This window comes from Janthinobacterium sp. YR213, assembly GCF_900099875.1.
GTDB classification, from domain to species: domain Bacteria; phylum Pseudomonadota; class Gammaproteobacteria; order Burkholderiales; family Burkholderiaceae_D; genus Janthinobacterium; species Janthinobacterium lividum.
Genome location: NZ_FNDA01000001.1, coordinates 1,523,668 through 1,542,989, shown reverse-complemented (window position 1 = coordinate 1,542,989; position 19,322 = coordinate 1,523,668). Strand labels below are relative to the sequence as shown.

Sequence of the window (19,322 nt, the reverse complement as noted above, 5' to 3'; positions counted from 1 at the left end):
GCCAGGCAGATGAACCTATCCAAAAGCAAGCAAGCCGCCGTGACGGCAGCCATGCCCGCCAGCCTGTCCGCCGCCGTGGTTGCTTATCAATGGTCGCGCGACAGCGGCGGCGAGTCGGACGCTGCCGTCTACCGCTTGCATGGCAGGGACGGTGTGCCGGACCTTTACCTGAAGCACGGCAGGGGTTGTGCCGCCGCCGACATCGCCGATGAACTGGCGCGCCTGCGCTGGCTGGCGCAATACCTGCCCGTGCCTGCCGTGGTCGAGTTCGCCCGCGTGGCAGACCCGGAGCAGGCATGGCTGCTGATGACGGCCATCCCAGGCACAACGGCGTCAGCGCTGCTGGAAGCGAACCCTGCGCTGGGGTTCGCCGTGGTCGACGCGCTGGCGGCCTTCCTGCGCCGCCTGCACGCGCTGCCCGTGAGCGACTGCCCGTTCGACGCCGGCCATGCTGTCCGGCTGTCCCAGGCGCGCCAGCGCATTGATGCGGGCCTGGTCGATGCCGGCGATTTCGATGCCGGGCGGGCGGGCTGGACAACGGAGCAAGTGTGGCTGGCGCTGCAGGAGTGTCTACCCCTCGCACCCGACCTCGTCGTCACGCATGGCGATTTCTCGCTGGACAATATCCTCCTGTACGAAGGCGCCGTCGTCGGCTGCATCGATGTGGGGCGGGCAGGCGTCGCCGACCGCTATCAGGACCTGGCCATCGCCTGGCGTGGTCTCGGTGAGTTGGACACCTCGCTACAGCAAAGGTTGTTGCGGCAATATGGGATCCTTGATGCCGATCAAGGCAAGCTGCAATATCACTTGCTACTCGACGAGCTGTTTTGAATGCGATCCGCGGGTAGCCGCCGCCTGCGTTCCGGGATAATCAGCAGGATGAATGTGGGAGCCGAATGATGGGTGAGCAAGAAAATTCGCGTCTGCTTGAGCCTGGCCTTCTTGCTGCCTGGCTGGCTGCACGTTCCATTGCCCGGGGCTTGCCGTTGCCCGTGCCTGATCACGGCGGGTGGCGCGTCGATACGGGCTTGCCCGGTGAAATCCGGCGCCATGTTTTTTCGGGACCTGTGCCAGGCATCAGCGTGCTGGCGGCCTCGATTGAGCATCCGCATATTTTCATCAAGATGTGTGGCTCTGGAGAACAATTGCTCCGCCTCTTGCCGGATCGATGGCAATTGCTACCCGGAGGGTTCTTCATGACGCATGAAGGCAGGCTGCAGGCGCCAGCTCTGCCGGCCGGGTACCTGCTTGACGTCACGACGTCGCAGGCCATCACGACGGCGCGCATTCTGACCGGCGATGGCGCTGTTGTCGCCAGTGGCCATGCCGTGGAATATGCGGGCGTCTTTGTGTTTGACCGCATCGTCACCGAAGCCGGCCACCGGCGTCGGGGGCTGGGGCGGGCGCTGATGGCCGCGCTGGCGGCCAGGCAAAGGTCGGGCGGTGTGCGCCGGGTGCTGGTGGCAACGGAAGATGGGTCGAAACTGTATGCGAGCCTGGGCTGGCATACTCAGTCGCCGTATTCGACGGCAACCATCATGTAAGGCCTGGATATTGCACTTCCGCACGTGGATGCTGGCAGGCCAGGGCACAGCTCACGGCTCGTCGCGCTCGGCATCGCGTTCCCGGCAGCTCAATGACGCGTAATGGCCTTTCGGCATCCGGGTCTTGATGGCGACGTCGTTCAGTGCATGTTGCACATCGACAGGGTCGGTCAAGGTGCAGCGCTGGGCGCGGGCGAACGCTTGCAGCTTCTGCGTGTTGCCGCGCACCTTCACCGTTACGCCGGCCCCGGGGCTGACACAGCAGCCGATGTATTGCGTGATGTATTCTTCCTCGATGAGCACCAATTCATGCCCCATGAAGCTGGCGGGCTTTTTCAGCAGGTAGTAATCGGTGTAGTCGGCGCGCTGGTCGGGGTGCTTGCCGATGTAGCCTTCGCGCATGTAGGCGGCGATGGCCTTGCCCGAGGTGCCGACTCTTTCCGTGGTGCCTTTTTTCAGGTGCAGCGCATGGATCAGACCGCTTTCAAGGCCTGGATCGGCCGCGGCGAAGGCGCTGGCGCAGCTGGCCGCCAGCAGAAACGAGCCGATCAGGCGGCGAGTGCGGCGCCATTCAAGCATGGGGTGGATTGCTGGCATACATTTCACGTGAAGAGGAGGAGAGGCGCAGTGTAGCGCACGCCACGCAGTGCGCATGGCACAATGCGTGATCCGCACGCCACGTGCCACTCATCCCAGGACTTTCATGACCCGTGCCATCCTTGACGAAGCCCATATCCATTCCGCCGCCCGCCCCTTGATCGGCAGCAAACACAAGGACATCGTGCGCGAGGTGCAGGCGGCCATCGCCGCGCACCAGGTGGTGGTGGTCGGCATGGCGCTCAATCCGTTTCCGCGCAAGGCGCGCAAGATCCTCGACGTGCTGGGCACGCCCTACCAGTACCTGCAATACGGCAGCTATTTGAACCAGTGGCACCGCCGCAATGCCCTCAAGATGTGGACGGGCTGGCCCACGTTTCCCATGGTCTTTGTCAACGGTGTGCTCATAGGTGGCGCCAGCGAGCTGCAAAAGCTGGTGGAAAATGGCGACTTCAGCGCCATGCTGGCAAAGAAGGTGCGCCAGTTTTAGCCTGCCTTATTCCCCAGGCCGCCACGGCGACTTGCGCGTGCGCAAGGGGTCGAGCAAGCTGCGCAGATCGTTGTGGTCGAGCTCGTACATCAGCGCAATCAAGCTGCCCAGTTCGCCCGAGGGGAAGCCCTCGCGCGCGAACCAGCCCAGGTAGTGGCCCGGCAAGTCGGCCAGCAAGCGTCCCTGATATTTCCCATATGGCATTTCGCGCGTGACCAGCAGCGCCAGTTTTTCTGAATTCATGGTGGTGATCCCGTGTGGATGCGGCCAGTGTAGCAGACCGCACTATTGTTGATTTGTGCGCAACTATCTTCTTCCTGATGAGGTATTTTTCGAAACAAAGAAAACCCCGATACTGCATGCCAACATCATTTATCGGAGTTTGCCATGCCCATTGCCTTGCTCGCGCTGACCCTCAGCGCATTTGCCATCGGAACCACCGAGTTTGTCATCGTCGGGCTGTTGCCCACCATCGCCGCGGACCTGGGCGTCAACCTGCCATCGGCCGGCTTGCTGGTCAGCCTGTATGCGCTGGGCGTCGCCGTCGGCGCGCCCGTGCTGACGGCCCTGACGGGCAAGATCCCGCGCAAAACCTTGTTATTGTCCCTGATGGTCTTGTTTACTTTGGGGAATTTGCTGGCGTGGAAATCACCCGGCTATGAAACGCTGGTGGTGGCGCGCATCCTGACGGGGCTGGCGCATGGCGTGTTCTTCTCCATCGGCTCGACCATCGCCACGTCCCTGGTGCCGAAGGACAAGGCGGCCAGCGCGATTGCCATCATGTTTACGGGCCTGACCGTGGCCCTGGTGACGGGCGTGCCGCTGGGCACCTTCATCGGCCAGCATTTCGGCTGGCGCGAAACCTTCCTCGCCGTCTCGGCCCTGGGCCTCGTGGCGTTCATCGGCAGCCTGCTGTACGTGCCATCGAATATCGCCCACAGCAAACCGGCGTCCTTGCTGCAGCAAGTGCAGGTATTGGGCCAGCCGCGCCTGCTGTTGGTGTATGCCATGACGGCCGTCGGTTATGGCGGCTCCTTCATCGCCTTTACCTACTTGGCGCCGATTTTGCAGCAAGTATCGGGTTTCAGCGCGGGCGCCGTGGGCGTGGTGATGCTCGTGTATGGCGTGTCCGTGGCGTTCGGCAATATCTGGGGCGGCAAGCTGGCCGACAGGAAAGGCCCTGTCAGTGCCCTGAAACTGATCTTTTTACTGCTGGCGGCCGTCTTGCTGCTGTTGACCTTCACGGCGCCGCATCCCGTGCTCGTCGTCATCACCGTGCTGCTATGGGGCGCCGTGGCCTTCGGTAATGTGGCTGGCCTGCAAGTGTATGTCGTGCAGCAAGCCGAGCACTTCACGCCCCGCGCCGTCGACGTGGCTTCGGGCTTGAATATCGCCGCCTTCAACCTGGGCATCGCCGGCGGCGCCTGGGGCGGCGGCTTGATCGTCGAACACCTGGGTCTCGTGCACACGGGCTGGATCGGTGCCCTCGTCGTGCTGGGCGCGTTCGGCTTGACGGCCTTGAGCGGCCGGATGGATCGGCGCTATCCCATCCCCGTGCGCGCTGGCGGTGAAAAGTCGATCCATGCGGTGGGGCATTAAATTTCTGGCGGCCCGGTCTGTACAGTAAGTTTCTGGCAGAAAACATCAAAACGGGCGAGAATAGGGCTTACCTTCCTCTGGCCCATTCTCCCCATGTCCGATACAGCAACGTCACCCCTGCGCTTGCGCGCCGCCATCAATCCGAAACCGCTGGGCGTTGCGCTTGTGCTCATCCTGCTCGGCGCGTGGTACCTGGCGCACACGGTCGGCATCAAACAGGCCGCGCTGTATGTGGTGGGCGCCTTGCTCGGCATCACCCTGTATCACGCGGCCTTCGGCTTTACGTCCGCCTGGCGCGTCTTCATCGCCGATGGCCGCGGCGACGGCTTGCGCGCGCAAATGCTGATGCTGGCTGTTGGCGTGGCGCTGTTCTTCCCCGCGCTGTCGGCCGGGACCCTGTTCGGCACGCCCGTCGCGGGCCTCGTTTCTCCCGCCGGCACTTCCGTCATCTTCGGCGCCTTCATCTTCGGCATCGGCATGCAGCTGGGCGGCGGTTGCGCGTCCGGCACCCTGTACACGGTGGGGGGCGGCAGCACGCGCATGCTCATCACCCTGGCCGCCTTCATCGTCGGCTCCGTGATCGGCACGGCGCACATGCCGTTCTGGACGGCGCTGCCGCAGCTCCAGCCGATTTCCCTCGTCACGACCCTGGGCCTGGCGCCCGCGCTGGCGCTGAACTGGATCGTCTTCGCGCTGATCGCCGGCATCACGGTGCTGGTGGAAAAGCGCCGCCATGGCAAGCTCGTCGCCACGCCCCTGCGTCCGGCACAGGCGTCGCCCTGGCTGCACGGCCCCTGGCCGCTGGTGGCGGGCGCCGTTGCGCTCGTCGTGCTGAACTTCGCCACCCTGGCGCTGTCGGGCAAGCCGTGGGGCGTGACGTCCGCGTTCGCCCTGTGGGGCGCCAAGGCCGCGTCCGTGGTCGGCATCGACACGGCCAGCTGGGCTTACTGGTCGACCAAGGCGAATGCCGCCGCCCTGGCCGCTCCGTTGACGCAAGACAAGACTTCCGTGATGGACATCGGCATCGTGCTGGGCGCCATGCTGGCAGCGGCGCTGGCCGGCCGCTACGCGCCTGTATGGCGCATCCCGCGCCGCTCGATCATCGCCGCCATCGTCGGCGGCTTGCTGCTCGGCTACGGCGCGCGCCTGGCCTACGGCTGCAATATCGGCGCGTATTTCAGCGGCATCGTCTCGGGCAGCCTGCACGGCTGGCTGTGGCTGGTCTGCGCCTTCCTGGGCAACGTCATCGGCACGCGTTTGCGGCCGTGGTTCGGCCTGGAAGTGGAGAAAGTCAAACCGACCGGCTGCTGACGCCGGCGTAATCAGGGGCTTTGCTGTATATTTCTGCCCCTGTTCCCCTTTGTCGCCAGCGCATCGCCAATGTCCCCCCTCATCCTGTTTGCCGTTGTCCTCGCGTATTTCCTGATCCTGCTGGGCGTGGCGTGGCGCACGTCGCGCCATGCCACCAACGACAGTTTTTTCATCGGCAACAAGGACAGCAACTGGATGCTGGTGGCCTTCGGCATGGTGGGCACGACGCTCACGGGCGTGACCTTCATCAGCGTGCCCGGCGCCGTGGGGAGCAATGGTTTCGGCTATATCCAGCTGATGATCGGCTATGTGCTGGGCTATCTGACCATCACCTTCATCTTGCTGCCGCTGTACTACCGGCTGCAGCTCACGTCGATTTACCGCTACCTGGAACTGCGCCTGGGGCGGCGTTCCTACCAGAGCGGGGCGGCGTTTTTCATCCTGTCGCGGCTGCTGGGCGCCACGGCGCGGCTGTATCTGGTGGTCAATATCCTGCAAGCGACCATTCTCGATAACCTGGGCGTGCCATTCTGGCTGACGTCGTGCGTCGTGCTGCTGCTGATCCTGCTGTACACGTATGAAGGCGGCGTCAAGACCATCGTCTGGACCGATACCCTGCAAACGGCGTGCATGCTGGCGGGCCTCGTGATTTGCAGCGTGTTCCTGCTGCGCGAGATGGACCTGTCGCTCATCGACAGCCTTGAGCGCATGCGCGCGCAAGGCCTCACGCGCATCTTCACCACCGACCCGGACAGTCCCGCCTATGTCTGGAAACACATTCTCGCCGGCATGTTCATCACCATCGCCATGACGGGCATGGACCAGGAGATGATGCAAAAGAACATTTCCGTGCGGACCTTGCGCGATTCGCAAAAGAACATGCTCAGCCTGACCGTGGTGCTGACCGGCGTGCTGCTGCTGTTCCTGTTCCTCGGCGGCTTGCTGCACCTGTATGCGCCGCTGGCGGGTGTCACCGCGACAGGGGATAAACTGTTTCCCGCCGTGGTACTCGGGCATTTCCCCGCCGTGGTGCAGCTGATTTTCTTCATCGCCCTCATTTCCGCCCTGTTTCCCAGCGTGGACGGGGCGCTCACCGCCTTGACGTCCACCTTCTGCATCGATATCCTCGGCGTGCAGCGCAGGCGGGATTTGAGCCAGGCGGCGCAGATGCGCTGGCGCCGCCGCGTGCACCTGGGGTTTGCCGCACTGTTTTTGATCCTGATCATGGCCTTCAAATGGCTCGATGATCCCAGCATGATAGTCGTGATCCTGAAGCTGGCCAGCTATACCTATGGTCCGCTGCTGGGCTTGTTCGCTTTTGGCCTGCTCAGCCGGCGTGGCGTGCGCGACCGCTGGGTGCCTTTGGTGGCCGTGGCCGGGCCGCTGCTGTGCGCGCTGATCGAAGGGGAACAGGCGCTGCTGTTCGAGCATTACCGCATCGGCCTGGAATTGCTGATACTGAATGGTTCCCTCGTGCTGGGCGGCCTGTTCCTCATTTCCACGCCGCCAGGGCAGGGCGCCCAAAGCGCGCAATACTTGTCAAAATAAGACGAATCCCAAGACGATCGCAGCCATTTTCAGCTATATTGATTTCCTTTAGGTACATAACCTCACGGAGCATCAATGTCACTCAACCCCTTCCCGCCGCTGCGCCGCGGCTTTGGCGCATTCTGGCGCGCGCTGGACGCCACCCGCCGCGCGGTCATCAACCTGATTTTCCTGCTGATCGTCATCGCCATCCTGATCGCCATCTTTGGCGGCGGCGCCAAGCCCCTGGCGGAAAAGACCACCCTGGTGCTGGACTTGCAAGGCCCGCTGGTCGAGGAAACCCCGGGCGGCGTGCGCGAGGCGGTGCTGGCCAATGTCAGCGGCGAAGTCAAGAAAAACGTGCAGCTGCGCGATGTGCTGGCCGTGCTCGAGACGGCATCGAAGGACAAGAACATCGGCTCCATGGTGATCCTGCTCGACGAGTTGCAGGGCGGCGGCCTCGCTTCGCTGCGCGAAGTGGCGGCCGGCGTGGAACGCTTCCGCGCCACGGGCAAGAAAGTCACGGCCTGGGGTTCGAGCTACAACCAGCGCCAGTACCTGGTGGCGGCCAAGGCCGACGAGGTATTCCTGCACCCGATGGGCGGCGTCATGCTGGAAGGCTTTGGCCGCTACCGCAATTACTACCGCGACGCGCTCGACAAAGTGGGCGTGACGGTGAACCTGCTGAAAGTGGGCACGTATAAAAGCGCGGCCGAGCCTTTCATCGCCAACGGCCCGTCCGAAGCGGCGGCCGAAGCGGACCGCTACCTGAACAATGGCCTGTGGACCACCTATACGACGGACGTGGAAAAGGCGCGCAAGCTGCCGGCCGGCGCCATCATGCAATCGATCGATGCGCTGCCAGCGCTGATGACGGCGGCCGGCGGCGACCTGGGCAAGCTGTCGCTGGACGCCAAGCTGGTCGACGGCCTGAAAACGCGCGATGAACTGCGCCAGTTCATGATGGCGCGCGGCGCCAAGAACACGGAAGGCACGAATTTCCGCCAGGTGAACTATGCCGATTACCTGGCGCGCCTGCGCCCCGTGCACATCGGCGACGCCGTCGGCGTGGTCATCGCCTCCGGTGAAATCGGCGACGGCATCGCGGCACCGGGTTCCATCGGCGGCCTGTCCACCTCGCGCTTGATCCGCCAGGCACGCGAAGACAAGTCGATCAAGGCCGTCGTGCTGCGCGTCGATTCGCCGGGCGGCAGCGCCTTCGGCTCGGAATTGATCCGCCGCGAACTGGAGCTGACGCGCGCCGCCGGCAAACCGGTGGTCGTCTCGATGGGCAACGTGGCCGCTTCGGGCGGCTACTGGATCAGCACCTCGTCCGATGAAGTGATCGCCGACGCGGCCACCATCACGGGTTCCATCGGCGTCTTCGCGATTCTGCCGACGGCCGACAAGGTGGTGGAAAAGCTGGGCATCCACACGGCCGGCTCGCCGACCACCTGGCTGGCCGACGCGGGCAACCCGTTGCGTCCGCTCGACCCCCGCTTTGCGCAATTGATCCAGGGTTCGATCAACCACGTGTATGGCGACTTCCTGAGCCTGGCCGCCAAGGCGCGCAAGACGACGCCGGAAAAGATCGATGAAGTGGCGCAGGGCCGCGTCTGGACGGGCTTGCAGGCCAAGGAGCGCAACCTGGTCGACCGCATCGGCAGCTATGGCGATGCACTGGCCTCGGCGGCCAAGCGCGCCAACCTGGGCGCCGACTACCGCGTGACGTACCTGGAGCAGGAAACGTCGAACGTGGACCGCCTGATCGGCATGTTCGGCTCCAAGGCCATGGCCTCGCTGGGGCTGGGCGAACACGTGAAACTGGGCCTGGCCACGACCGGCTTGCCGGCCGACGCGGCGCTGGGCATGGCGCAGGAGCTGAGCTGGCTGTCGGGCATCACGCGCGAGCACAAACCGTTCATGGCCCTCACGCACTGCCTGTGCGAGGTGCCCCTGGGCGGCAAGTAACACCAGCATAGACAAGCTACCCAAGCCGGCTTCGCCCGGCTTGTTTCATATGCAGGACAGCGATGAGGAGCAAGGCATGGCAAGCGACATGAGCGGAGAAATTGACACGGCGATCACCATCCGGCCGTGCGCCAAGGGTGATGAACAGGCGCTGGCGCTGGTGGGGCAGGCCACCTTCCTGGAAGCCTTCGCGGGCATCCTCGATGGCGCCGACGTCATCGCCCATTGCCAGCGCCAGCACGACGCGCAGCTGTACCGCGACTGGCTGGCGCTGCCGGCCATGCGCTTGTGGCTGGCCGAGGCCACGCCGGGTGGCGCGCCCGTCGGCTACCTGGTGCTCAGCCCCGCCGGCTTGCCGGTGGCCGACCCGCGGCCGGACGACCTGGAAATCAAGCGCATCTACCTGCTGCACCGTTTCCAGGGCCAGCGCGTGGGGCAGCGCCTGATGCAGGCGGCGCTGAGCCAAGCGCGCGCCAGCGGGGCAGGGCGCGTGCTGCTGGGCGTGTACGCGGAAAACCACGATGCGCTGGCGTTCTATATGCGCTGCGGCTTTGCGCAGGTGGGCCGGCGCACCTTCCGCGTGGGCCGCACCGACTATCAGGATGTCATCCTCGGCATGACGTTGTAAGCGCAAACGTCCCCGCGCGGCGCCAGGTCAAGCCGGCTGGCGGGAGATTTGTAGCGAGTTTGTATCTGCATGCGAGTCGCCCGCGCCACGCGGTTGTCCGCCTGCGGCGCCCCGCAAGCCTGATTTTTCCACCGTTCCCCCACAGGGGCGGCATGCCTGCCGGCCCGCCTGATCCTCCCATGCCTGCCTGGCTGTGTGTAATTGTTTCAAGTAGAAATGAAACAGTTACATGACTATGCTAGAGTCGTTTCACGCTAGGGAACGATGTTTTTTCAGCTGATTTTCAGCTCTTGATTCCCCCGGCTTTGTACCGAAACAACCCCGAAAAACGGTCGTCCGGCCTGAGTGTGTCCCACCTCGGCCGGCGCCACAGACTCGCCGTGCCAGCGGCCACTACAAGGATAAGCGATGGATTCGCAGACAACACCCAACACCCCGCGGCGCAGCCGCCGTTCGAAAATCGTCGGCACGGTCATCGCGCTGGCCGTGATGGCTGCGCTGGGGGGCGGTGCCTGGTACCTGACCCACTCCGGCACCAGCGCCCAGGGCGGCCCCGGCATGGGCGGTCCTGGCGGTGCCGGCGGGCCAGGTGGCCCGGGCGGGCGCCGCGGCGGCCCTTCGACCACCGTGGGCGTGGCCACGGCCGTCAAGTCCGACCTGCCCGTGGTGCTCGATGCGCTGGGCACCGTGACGGCCGCCTCCACCGTGACGGTGCGCCCGCAAGTGTCGGGCATCCTGAAGGAATTGAAATTCAAGGAAGGCGGCATGGTCAAGGCGGGCCAGGTGGTGGCGCAGATCGACCCGGCCCAGTTCGAGATGGCGCTGATGCAGGCCACGGGCCAGCGCCAGCGCGATGAAGCGCAGCTGGAAAACGCGCGCCTGACCCTGAAGCGCTATCAAACCCTGCTGGGCCAGGATTCCATCGCGCGCCAGGACGTCGACACGCAGGCCGCCCTGGTGAAACAATTGGAAGGCACCGTCATGACGGACCGCGCGGCCGAAGGCACGGCGCGGCTGAACCTGGGCTACACCAAGGTGGTGTCGCCGATCAGCGGACGCGCGGGCCTGAAGGTGGTCGACATCGGCAACCTGGTGAGCACCAGCGATACGGGCGGCGTGGTGGTGGTGACGCAGCTCTCGCCCATCGACGTGGAATTCTCCGTGCCGCAGGATAAGGTGCAGACCATCCAGGAGCGCCTGAATTCGGGTTCGGCCCTGGCGGCGCTGGCGCTGGACCGCACGCGCACGCATACCCTGGACAAGGGTAGCTTGAGCGCGCTGGACAACCAGGTCGACGTACAGACGGGCACCGTGCGCGCCAAGGCCCGCTACACGAATGACAAGATGGCCCTGTTCCCCAGCCAGTTCGTCAACGTGCGCCTGGAGCTGGGCAATATCACGGGCGCCGTGCTGGTGCCCGTCACGGCCCTGCGTCACAGCAATAACGGCGACTTCGTCTACGTGCTGAAAGCGGATAAAACCGTCACCGTGCGCATGGTCACGCGCGGCCAGGCCACCACCGACATGGTGGAAATCCGCGCCGGCCTGGAAGCGGGAGAACAAGTCATCACGGAAGGCGCCGACCGCCTGAAGGAAGGCGCGAAAGTCACCCTGGCGGGCGACAAGCCTGCCATGGGCGGCGCAGGGGGCGCGGGAACCGCCAACGGCGAACGCCGCCACCGCCGCCAGCACGCTGACGGCGCGGCCAGCGCATCGGCCTCGGCATCCGCGCCGGCCAGTGCACCGGCTGCAACCCCCGCGAAGGGCGCAGCGCAATGAGTCCATCGACGCCATTCATCCAGCGCCCCGTCGCCACGGCGCTGCTGATGCTGGCCATCGTGCTGGCGGGGCTGGTCGGCTTCAAGTTCCTGCCGCTGGCCGCCTTGCCGCAGGTGGACTTCCCCACCATCCAGGTGCAGACCCTGTACCCGGGCGCCAGTCCCGAAGTCATGGGGCAGACGGTGACGGCGCCGCTGGAGCGCCAGTTCGGGCAGATGTCGGGCTTGCAGCGCATGAGTTCCACCAGCGCGGCCGGCGTCTCCATCATCACCCTGCAATTCACCCTGGGCCAGACCCTGGACGTGGCCGAGCAGGAAGTGCAGGCGGCCATCAACGCGGGCGGCTCGCTGCTGCCGACGGACTTGCCGGCGCCGCCCGTGTACGCCAAGATCAACCCGGCCGACGCGCCCGTGCTGACCCTGGCGATTACCTCCGACACGATGCCGCTGACGCAGGTGCAGAACATCGTCAACACGCGCCTGGCCCTGAAGATCAGCCAGGTCAATGGCGTGGGCCTCGTCTCGCTGTCGGGTGGCCAGCGTCCGGCCGTGCGCATCCAGGGCGACACCAAGTTGCTGGCCTCGTACGGCCTGGGCCTCGACAGCCTGCGCACGGCCATCGCGGCGGCCAACGTCAACAGCGCGAAGGGCAGTTTCGACGGCCCCACGCGCTCGTTTACCATCAACGCCAACGACCAGCTGGTCACGGCGGAAGACTACAAGCGCCTGATCATCACCTATAAAAACGGCGCGCCCGTGCGCCTGTCCGACGTGGCGAATGTCGTCGACAGTGCGGAAAACACGCGCCTGGGCGCCTGGTCCGGCAAGCAGCCGGCCATCATCCTGAACGTGCAGCGCCAGCCCGGCGCCAACGTCATCAAAACGGTCGACGCCATCAAGGCCCTGCTGCCGGACTTGCAGGCCAGCCTGCCGGCGGCCATGAAGCTCGACGTGCTGAGCGACCGCACGACGGGCATCCGCGCTTCCGTCGAACACGTGGAAATGGAACTGCTGCTGTCCGTGCTGCTGGTGGTGCTGGTGATCTTCGCCTTCCTGCACAGCATGCGCGCCACGGTGATCGCCAGCCTGTCTGTGCCGATCTCGCTGATCGGCGCCTGCGGCGTCATGTATTTGCTCGGCTACAGCCTGAACAACCTGTCGCTGATGGCCCTGACCATCGCCACGGGCTTTGTCGTCGATGACGCCATCGTCATGATCGAAAACATCGCCCGCTACATCGAGGAGGGCGAAACGCCGATGGCCGCCGCCCTGAAGGGCGCGTCGCAGATCGGCTTTACCATCATTTCGCTGACGGTCTCGCTGATCGCCGTGCTGATTCCCCTGCTGTTCATGGGCGACGTGGTGGGCCGGCTGTTCCGCGAATTTGCCATGACCCTGGCCATCACGATCCTGATTTCCGCCGTGGTCTCGCTCACGCTGGTGCCGATGATGTCGGCGCGCTGGCTGAAAAGCCGTGCCGATGAAAAGGTCAGCGCCACGGGCCAGCGCATCCAGGCTTTTCTCGACCGCGTCATCGTGCAGTACGACCATGCGCTCGTGTGGGTGCTGAAACGCCAGGGCCTGACCCTGCTGGTGGCCCTGGCCACCTTGCTGCTGACCGTCGTCCTGTATATCACCATCCCGAAAGGCCTGTTCCCCACGCAGGACACGGGGCAGCTGAAGGCGCGCATCGAAACTTCGCAAGCCGTCTCTTACGAGCGCATGGCTGCCTTGCAGCAGGCTGCCGCCAGCGCGCTGCTGGAAGATCCCGCTGTCGATACCCTGAGTTCCCTGGTGGGCGTGGATGCTGCCAACAACACCATGCTGCATACGGGTAGCATGCTGATCAACCTGAAGCGTCCGCGCAGCGGCAACCAGGATGACATCATGGAGCGCCTGCGCAACCGCGTGGCCAAGGTGGCCGGCGTGACCCTGTATCTGCAGCCGACGCAGGATCTGACCATCGATGCGGAATCGGGGCCGACGCAGTACCGCGTGTCGCTCGAAGGGGCCGACACGGCCACCGTCACCGAGTGGGCCGGCAAGCTGGCCGCGCGCATGCGCGAAAAGTCGCAGCTGCGCAATGTCGTCACGGATGCGGGCGCCACGGGCGCCGCCGTCACCGTGGGCATTGACCGCGACAGCGCCGCGCGCATGTCCGTCACCACGGCTACCGTCGACGACGCGCTGTACAACGCCTTCGGCCAGCGCATCATCTCGACGATTTTCACGGAAACCAACCAGTACCGCGTGATCCTCGAAGCGCAGCCTGGCATCGTCACCACGCCGTCCGACCTGTCGGACCTGCAGGTGCGCACGGGTTCCGGCAAGTCGACGCCGCTGTCCGCCTTTGCCAGCGTCAGCGAAAAACAGGCGCCGCTGCAGATTACGCACGTGGCGCAATACCCGGCCACGACACTCGGCTTCGATACGACGCAGGGCGTGGCGCTGGGCAGTGCCGTCGACGCCATCCGCCAGGCCGCAAAGGACATCGCCTTGCCGCCATCGGTGACCCTGACCTTCCTCGGCGCGGCCGGCGCGTATGAAAACTCGCTGTCGAACCAGCTGTGGCTGATTCTGGCCGCCGTCGTCTGCGTGTACATCGTGCTGGGCGTGCTGTACGAAAGCTACATCCACCCGCTGACGATCCTGTCGACCCTGCCGTCGGCCGGCGTGGGCGCCTTGCTGGCGCTGATGCTCTCCGGGCAGGACCTGGGCGTGATCGGCATCATCGGCATCATCCTCCTGATCGGCATCGTCAAGAAGAACGCCATCATGATGATCGACTTCGCCATCGAGGCCGAGCGCGACGAGGGCAAGAGCCCGCAGGAAGCCATTCACCAGGCTGCGCTGCTGCGCTTCCGCCCCATCCTGATGACGACCCTGGCGGCGCTGTTCGCGGCCGTGCCGCTGATGCTGGGCTGGGGCGAGGGCGCCGAGTTGCGCCGTCCGCTGGGCCTGGCCATCTTCGGCGGCCTGATCGTCAGCCAGGTGCTGACCCTGTTTACCACGCCCGTCATCTACCTGGGCTTCGACCGCCTGGGCCAGCGTTTCGCTTCAAAGACACGTGGCGTGAGCCTGGACAAGCCGACCGATAACGCGGGGAGCGCCGCGTGAACCTGTCCGAACCGTTCGTCAAGCGCCCCATCGCCACCGTGTTGCTGACCATCGGCATCGCGCTGGCGGGTATCGGCGCCTTCTTCGTGCTGCCCGTCTCGCCGCTGCCGCAGGTCGATTATCCGACCATTTCCGTCAGCGCCAGCCTGCCCGGCGCCAGTCCCGCGACCATGGCCACGTCGGTGGCCACGCCGCTGGAACGGCGCCTGGGCGTGATCTCGGGCGTGAACGAGATGACGTCGTCGTCGGGCACGGGCTCGGCGCGCATCAATCTGCAGTTCGACTTGAACCGCAAGATCGATTCGGCCGCGCGTGAAGTGCAGGCCGCCATTGCCGCCTCGCGCGTGGACTTGCCGGCCACCCTGCGCAGCAACCCCACCTACCGCAAGGCCAATCCGTCCGACGCGCCCGTGATCATCCTGGCGCTGACGTCGAAGACGCGCACGCCGGGCCAGATCTACGACGCCGTGTCGAACCTGGTGCAGCAAAAGGTGGCGCAAGTCAAAGGCGTGGGCGACGTGGAACTGGGCGGCGGCTCGCTGCCGGCCGTGCGCGTGGAACTGCTGCCGTACCAGCTCAATCACTATGCCGTGTCGATGGAAGACGTGCGCGCGGCCATCCAGGCCAGCAACGCCAACCGCCCGAAAGGGGCGATTTCCGGCGACGAGCGCAGCCTGCAGATCTATTCGGGCGCGGCGACGGCGTCGGGCGGGCGCAGCGCCGCCGATTACCGCAGCCTGGTGGTGGCCTGGCGCGACGGCGCCGCCATCCGCCTCGACGACGTGGCCGAAGTGGTCGACGGCGTGGAAAACAACAATACCCTGGGCTTGTTCAATGGCGACCCGGCCGTCATCGTGCTGATCACACGCCAGCCCGGCGCCAACGTCATCGCCACGGTGGACGGCGTGCGCGCGCTGCTGCCGCAACTGCAGGCGCAGCTGCCGGGCGACATCAAGCTGCAGGTGGCGTCCGACAGCACCAATTCCATCCGCTCGTCCCTGCACGAGATCGAGTTCACGCTGATCTTGTCCATCGTGCTCGTCGTGCTGGTGGTCAGCGCCTTTTTGCGCAGCGTGCGCGCCACCATCATCCCCGCCGTGGCCACCATCGTCTCGCTGCTGGGCACTTTCGGCGTGATGTACATGCTGGGATTTTCGCTAAATAACCTTTCCTTGATGGCGCTCACGGTGGCCACGGGCTTTGTCGTCGATGATGCCATCGTGGTGCTGGAAAATACGCAGCGCCACATCGAGGCGGGCATGGACCGTTTCAAGGCGGCCCTGCTGGGCGCGCGCGAAGTGGGCTTTACGGTGCTGTCGATCAGCCTGTCGCTGGTGGCCGTCTTCATCCCGCTGCTGTTCATGGGCGGCCAGGTGGGGCGGCTGTTCCGCGAATTCGCCGTGACCCTGTCGGCCGCCGTGATGATTTCGCTCGTCATCTCGCTCACCACCACGCCGATGATGTGCGCCTGGCTGCTGAAGAGCGGCGAGCAGCACAAGCCGCCAGGCGTCGTCGCGCGCTGGTTCGAGCGGGGTTTCGAGCGCATGCTGAACGTGTATGAACACTGCCTGGACTGGGCCTTGTCGAGCGCCGCTCTCGTGATGACGATCCTCGTGTTCGTCGTCGGCCTGAACGTGTACCTGTTCGCGGCCGCGCCCAAGGGCTTCTTCCCGCAGCAGGACACGGGCCAGATCAATGGCGGCATGCGCGCCGACCAGAGCATCTCGTTCCAGGCCATGCAGGCCAAATTGCGCCAACTGGTCGACATCATCAAGGACGATCCGGCCGTCGCCACCGTCGTCGGGTTCACGGGCGGCGGCAGGGCGGGGGGCGGCTTCATGTTCATCGACTTGAAGCCGGCCTCGCAGCGCACGGACAAGGGGCAAGCTGTGATCGCCCGCCTGCGCCCGCAACTGGCCAAGGTGACGGGCATTTCGCTGTTCCTCAACCCCGTGCAGGATTTGCGCATGGGCGGGCGCTCCAGCAATTCCACGTACCAGTACACCCTGATCAGCGACAACCAGGCGGACTTGAAGAAATGGGCGGCGAAACTGGCCGACCAGATGAAGCTGCAGCCAGCCCTGATCGACGTGGACACGGACCAGGCGGAAAATGGCGTGGAAACGTTTGTCAGCATCGACAAGGACCGCGCCACGCAGCTGGGCGTGCAGGTGAAGGATATCGACAATGCGCTGTACAACAGCTTCGGCCAGCGCCAGGTGGCGACCATCTACGATGAGCTGAACCAGTATCACGTAATCATGGAAGTGGCGCCCCGCTACGCGCAAAGCCCGGAAGCGCTGCGCTCCGTGTACGTGCCGGCGTCGAATGCGGCCGCCGTCGCCGCCACCGGGACGACGGCCGCCAGCACCGCCGCGGCCAGCACCAGCGTGGCGGCGACGACGTCCAATACGACGGCGGCGCGCGACCCGTCCGGCGGCTCGGCCTTGAGCACCACCCTGGCGAAGATGGTGCCGCTGTCGTCGTTCAGCAGCTTCGCGGAAAGCTCGACGGCGACGTCGATCAACCACCAGGGCGGCGAACTGGCCACCACCGTGTCGTTCAACCTGGCCGACGGCTATCCGCTCAGCGACGGCCAGGCTGCCGTGGCCCAGGCGGAGTCGGAAATCGGCATGCCGGTGAACGTGCGCGGCAGCTTCCAGGGTTCGGCGAAGAGCGCGCAGGACAGCAACAAGGAGCAGCCGCTGCTGATCCTGGCGGCCATCGTGGTGATCTACATCGTGCTGGGCATCCTGTACGAAAGCCTGATCCATCCCGTCACCGTGCTGTCGACCTTGCCGTCGGCGGGGGTGGGCGCCGTGCTGGCACTGCTGCTGTTCCGCATGGAGTTTTCCATCATCGCCCTGATCGGCGTGTTCCTGTTGATCGGTATCGTCAAGAAAAATGCTATATTGATCATCGACTTCGCGCTGGAGGCCGAGCGTTCGCGCGGGCTGACAGCTGTGGAAGCGGTGCGCGAGGCTTGTTTGCTGCGTTTCCGCCCCATTCTGATGACCACCCTGGCGGCGGCGCTTGGCGCCTTGCCGCTGGCGATCGGTTTCGGCGAGGGGTCAGAGCTACGCCAGCCCTTGGGGGTCGCCATCATCGGCGGCCTGATTGCCAGCCAGTTACTCACATTGCTGACCACCCCGGTGGTCTACATCCTGCTCGACAAGCTGCGCACGCGCAGCGCCGACGAGCAGCAATTGAGCCGCATTCCTGGGCCAGATAACCCGAGCACACAATCATGAAGCAAGTAAAACCTATCGTATCGACCGTCCCTGCACGCCACCTGCTGGCACTGGGCGTGGCTACCGCCGTCCTCCTGCTGGCCGGCTGCGCCGTCAGCCCCGCGTATGAAACGCCGACGGCCGCCGCGCCGCAAACGTTCAAGGAGGCGGCCGGCTGGCAGCCTGCCGTGCCGGCCGACACCCTGGAGCGGGGACCGTGGTGGACCCTGTTCGGCGACGCGCAATTGAACCAGCTGGCCGAAGGCATCGACATCTCGAACCAGAACGTGGCCGCCGCCATCGCTTCCTACGAGCAGGCGCGCGCGCTGGTGCGCGAACAGCGCGCCTCGCTGTTCCCCACCGTGAACCTGACGGGCAGCGGCGCCCGCTCGGGCGGCGGGGGCGAGCAGCAGACCAACAACAACTTCAAGGCCGCCATCGGCGCGTCGTGGGAACCGGACGTGTGGGGCAAGCTGCGCGCCGGCGTGACGGGGGCGGACGCCAGCGCCAGTGCCAGTGCGGCCGACCTGGCCGCCGCCCGCCTGTCGGCGCAGGGCGAACTGGCCACCAATTACTTTTCGCTGCGCCAGAGCGATGCGCAGATCGCGCTGCTGAATGCCACCATCGATGGCTACAAGCGCGTGCTTGACATCACCAGCAACCGCTTCAATTCGGGCATCGCCGCCAAGTCCGACCTGCTGCAGGCGCAGACGCAGCTGGCCAATGCGCAGATCGACCTGTCCAGCCAGACGCGTTCACGCGCGCAGCTGGAACATGCGATCGCGATTTTGCTGGGCAAGGCCCCGTCGGACTTCAGCCTGGCCGTGGCGCCGTGGACCCTGACCGTGCCCGAAGTGCCGTTGGGCGTGCCGTCGACGCTGCTGCAGCGCCGTCCCGACATCGCCGCCGCCGAGCGCCGGGTGGCCGTGGCCAACGAGCAGATCGGCATCGCCCGTTCCGCGTATTACCCGAGCCTGAACCTGACGGGTTCCTACGGTTCCGGCGCCAGCAAGGTGGGCGACCTGTTCAATGCATCGTCGAGCCTGTGGTCGCTGGGCGTGTCGGCCGCGCAAACCCTGTTCAACGCGGGCGCCACGACGGCCAGCGTGGATGCGGCCAAGGCGGGACACGAGGCGGCCGTGGCGCGCTACCGCCAGACGGTATTGAGTGCCTTTGGCGCCGTGGAAGACCAGTTGTCGGCCACGCGCGCGCTGGCCGAACAGCTGGCCCTGCGCCAGCAGGCGTCATCCGCCGCCGACCAGGTCGAGCAGCAGATGCTGAACCGCTACAACGCGGGCCAGGTCGGCTATACGGACGTGGTGACGGCGCAAGTGACGGCCCTGTCGGCGCGCCGTTCGCTGGTGCAGGCGCAGGCGGACCGCCAGACGACGGCCGTGGCCCTGATCCAGTCGCTGGGCGGCGGCTGGCACGTGCCGCAGGCGCAGTAAAGGGGACGGCTAGGGGGCAGCCTGGCGCAGGGAAAAGCCCTGCGCCAAATTCGTGTTTTGCCGCGCATCTTGAGTGCTAGAA

Annotated in this window: 14 protein-coding genes; 12 read left to right on the top strand and 2 right to left on the bottom strand. The window is 65.4% G+C overall.

Features of this window, described 5'->3' with window-relative positions; translation table 11 throughout:
• Window positions 1-9: 9 nt before the first annotated feature.
• The gene (locus tag BLT98_RS06800) at window positions 10-831 is read left to right on the top strand and encodes an APH(3')-I family aminoglycoside O-phosphotransferase (protein WP_092606089.1); all 822 of its coding nucleotides are present in this window, start codon (window positions 10-12) and stop codon (window positions 829-831) included.
• Window positions 832-896: 65 nt separating this feature from the next.
• Window positions 897-1,544 carry a GNAT family N-acetyltransferase gene (locus BLT98_RS06795; RefSeq protein WP_092606087.1) on the top strand — a complete coding sequence of 216 codons (648 nt, stop codon included), beginning with the start codon at window positions 897-899 and terminating at the stop codon, window positions 1,542-1,544.
• A gap of 51 nt (window positions 1,545-1,595) precedes the next feature.
• Here BLT98_RS06795 and BLT98_RS06790 read toward each other — a convergent pair whose 3' ends face one another.
• On the bottom strand, window positions 1,596-2,123 hold the full coding sequence (locus BLT98_RS06790) for a hypothetical protein (protein ID WP_070282181.1): 528 nt from the start codon (window positions 2,121-2,123) through the stop codon (window positions 1,596-1,598).
• 124 nt (window positions 2,124-2,247) lie between these two features.
• Here BLT98_RS06790 and BLT98_RS06785 point away from each other — a divergent pair, with 124 nt between their 5' ends.
• Entirely contained in the window at window positions 2,248-2,631 is a 384-nt protein-coding gene (locus tag BLT98_RS06785; RefSeq protein ID WP_092606085.1) for a glutaredoxin, read from the top strand.
• 6 nt (window positions 2,632-2,637) lie between these two features.
• Here BLT98_RS06785 and BLT98_RS06780 read toward each other — a convergent pair whose 3' ends face one another.
• Window positions 2,638-2,874, bottom strand: a complete 237-nt coding sequence (locus BLT98_RS06780; protein WP_034749909.1) for a DUF3820 family protein — start codon at window positions 2,872-2,874, stop codon at window positions 2,638-2,640.
• Window positions 2,875-3,018: 144 nt separating this feature from the next.
• Here BLT98_RS06780 and BLT98_RS06775 point away from each other — a divergent pair, with 144 nt between their 5' ends.
• The 9 genes from BLT98_RS06775 (at window position 3,019) to BLT98_RS06735 (ending at window position 19,240) form a co-directional block, all read left to right on the top strand.
• A complete protein-coding gene (locus BLT98_RS06775) occupies window positions 3,019-4,230 on the top strand; it encodes an MFS transporter (protein ID WP_092606083.1) in 1,212 nt (403 codons plus the stop codon).
• A gap of 93 nt (window positions 4,231-4,323) precedes the next feature.
• A complete protein-coding gene (locus BLT98_RS06770; protein WP_092606081.1) occupies window positions 4,324-5,541 on the top strand; it encodes a YeeE/YedE family protein in 1,218 nt (405 codons plus the stop codon).
• A 69-nt stretch (window positions 5,542-5,610) separates the two neighbouring features.
• Entirely contained in the window at window positions 5,611-7,089 is a 1,479-nt protein-coding gene (locus BLT98_RS06765) for a sodium:solute symporter (RefSeq protein ID WP_092606079.1), read from the top strand.
• A gap of 75 nt (window positions 7,090-7,164) precedes the next feature.
• Entirely contained in the window at window positions 7,165-9,039 is a 1,875-nt protein-coding gene (gene sppA, locus BLT98_RS06760) for a signal peptide peptidase SppA (protein WP_092606077.1), read from the top strand.
• An 88-nt stretch (window positions 9,040-9,127) separates the two neighbouring features.
• Entirely contained in the window at window positions 9,128-9,667 is a 540-nt protein-coding gene (locus tag BLT98_RS06755) for a GNAT family N-acetyltransferase (protein WP_092607015.1), read from the top strand.
• A 408-nt stretch (window positions 9,668-10,075) separates the two neighbouring features.
• The gene (locus BLT98_RS06750) at window positions 10,076-11,446 is read left to right on the top strand and encodes an efflux RND transporter periplasmic adaptor subunit (RefSeq protein WP_070255545.1); all 1,371 of its coding nucleotides are present in this window, start codon (window positions 10,076-10,078) and stop codon (window positions 11,444-11,446) included.
• A complete protein-coding gene (locus BLT98_RS06745) occupies window positions 11,443-14,562 on the top strand; it encodes an efflux RND transporter permease subunit (RefSeq protein ID WP_092606075.1) in 3,120 nt (1,039 codons plus the stop codon). Before BLT98_RS06750 ends, BLT98_RS06745 begins: the two co-directional genes overlap by 4 nt.
• Complete coding sequence (locus tag BLT98_RS06740) at window positions 14,559-17,813, top strand: efflux RND transporter permease subunit (protein ID WP_092606073.1); 3,255 nt, start codon at window positions 14,559-14,561, stop codon at window positions 17,811-17,813. The genes BLT98_RS06745 and BLT98_RS06740 overlap by 4 nt, the downstream gene beginning before the upstream one ends.
• Complete coding sequence (locus BLT98_RS06735; protein ID WP_244517411.1) at window positions 17,810-19,240, top strand: efflux transporter outer membrane subunit; 1,431 nt, start codon at window positions 17,810-17,812, stop codon at window positions 19,238-19,240. Before BLT98_RS06740 ends, BLT98_RS06735 begins: the two co-directional genes overlap by 4 nt.
• Window positions 19,241-19,322: the final 82 nt, after the last annotated feature.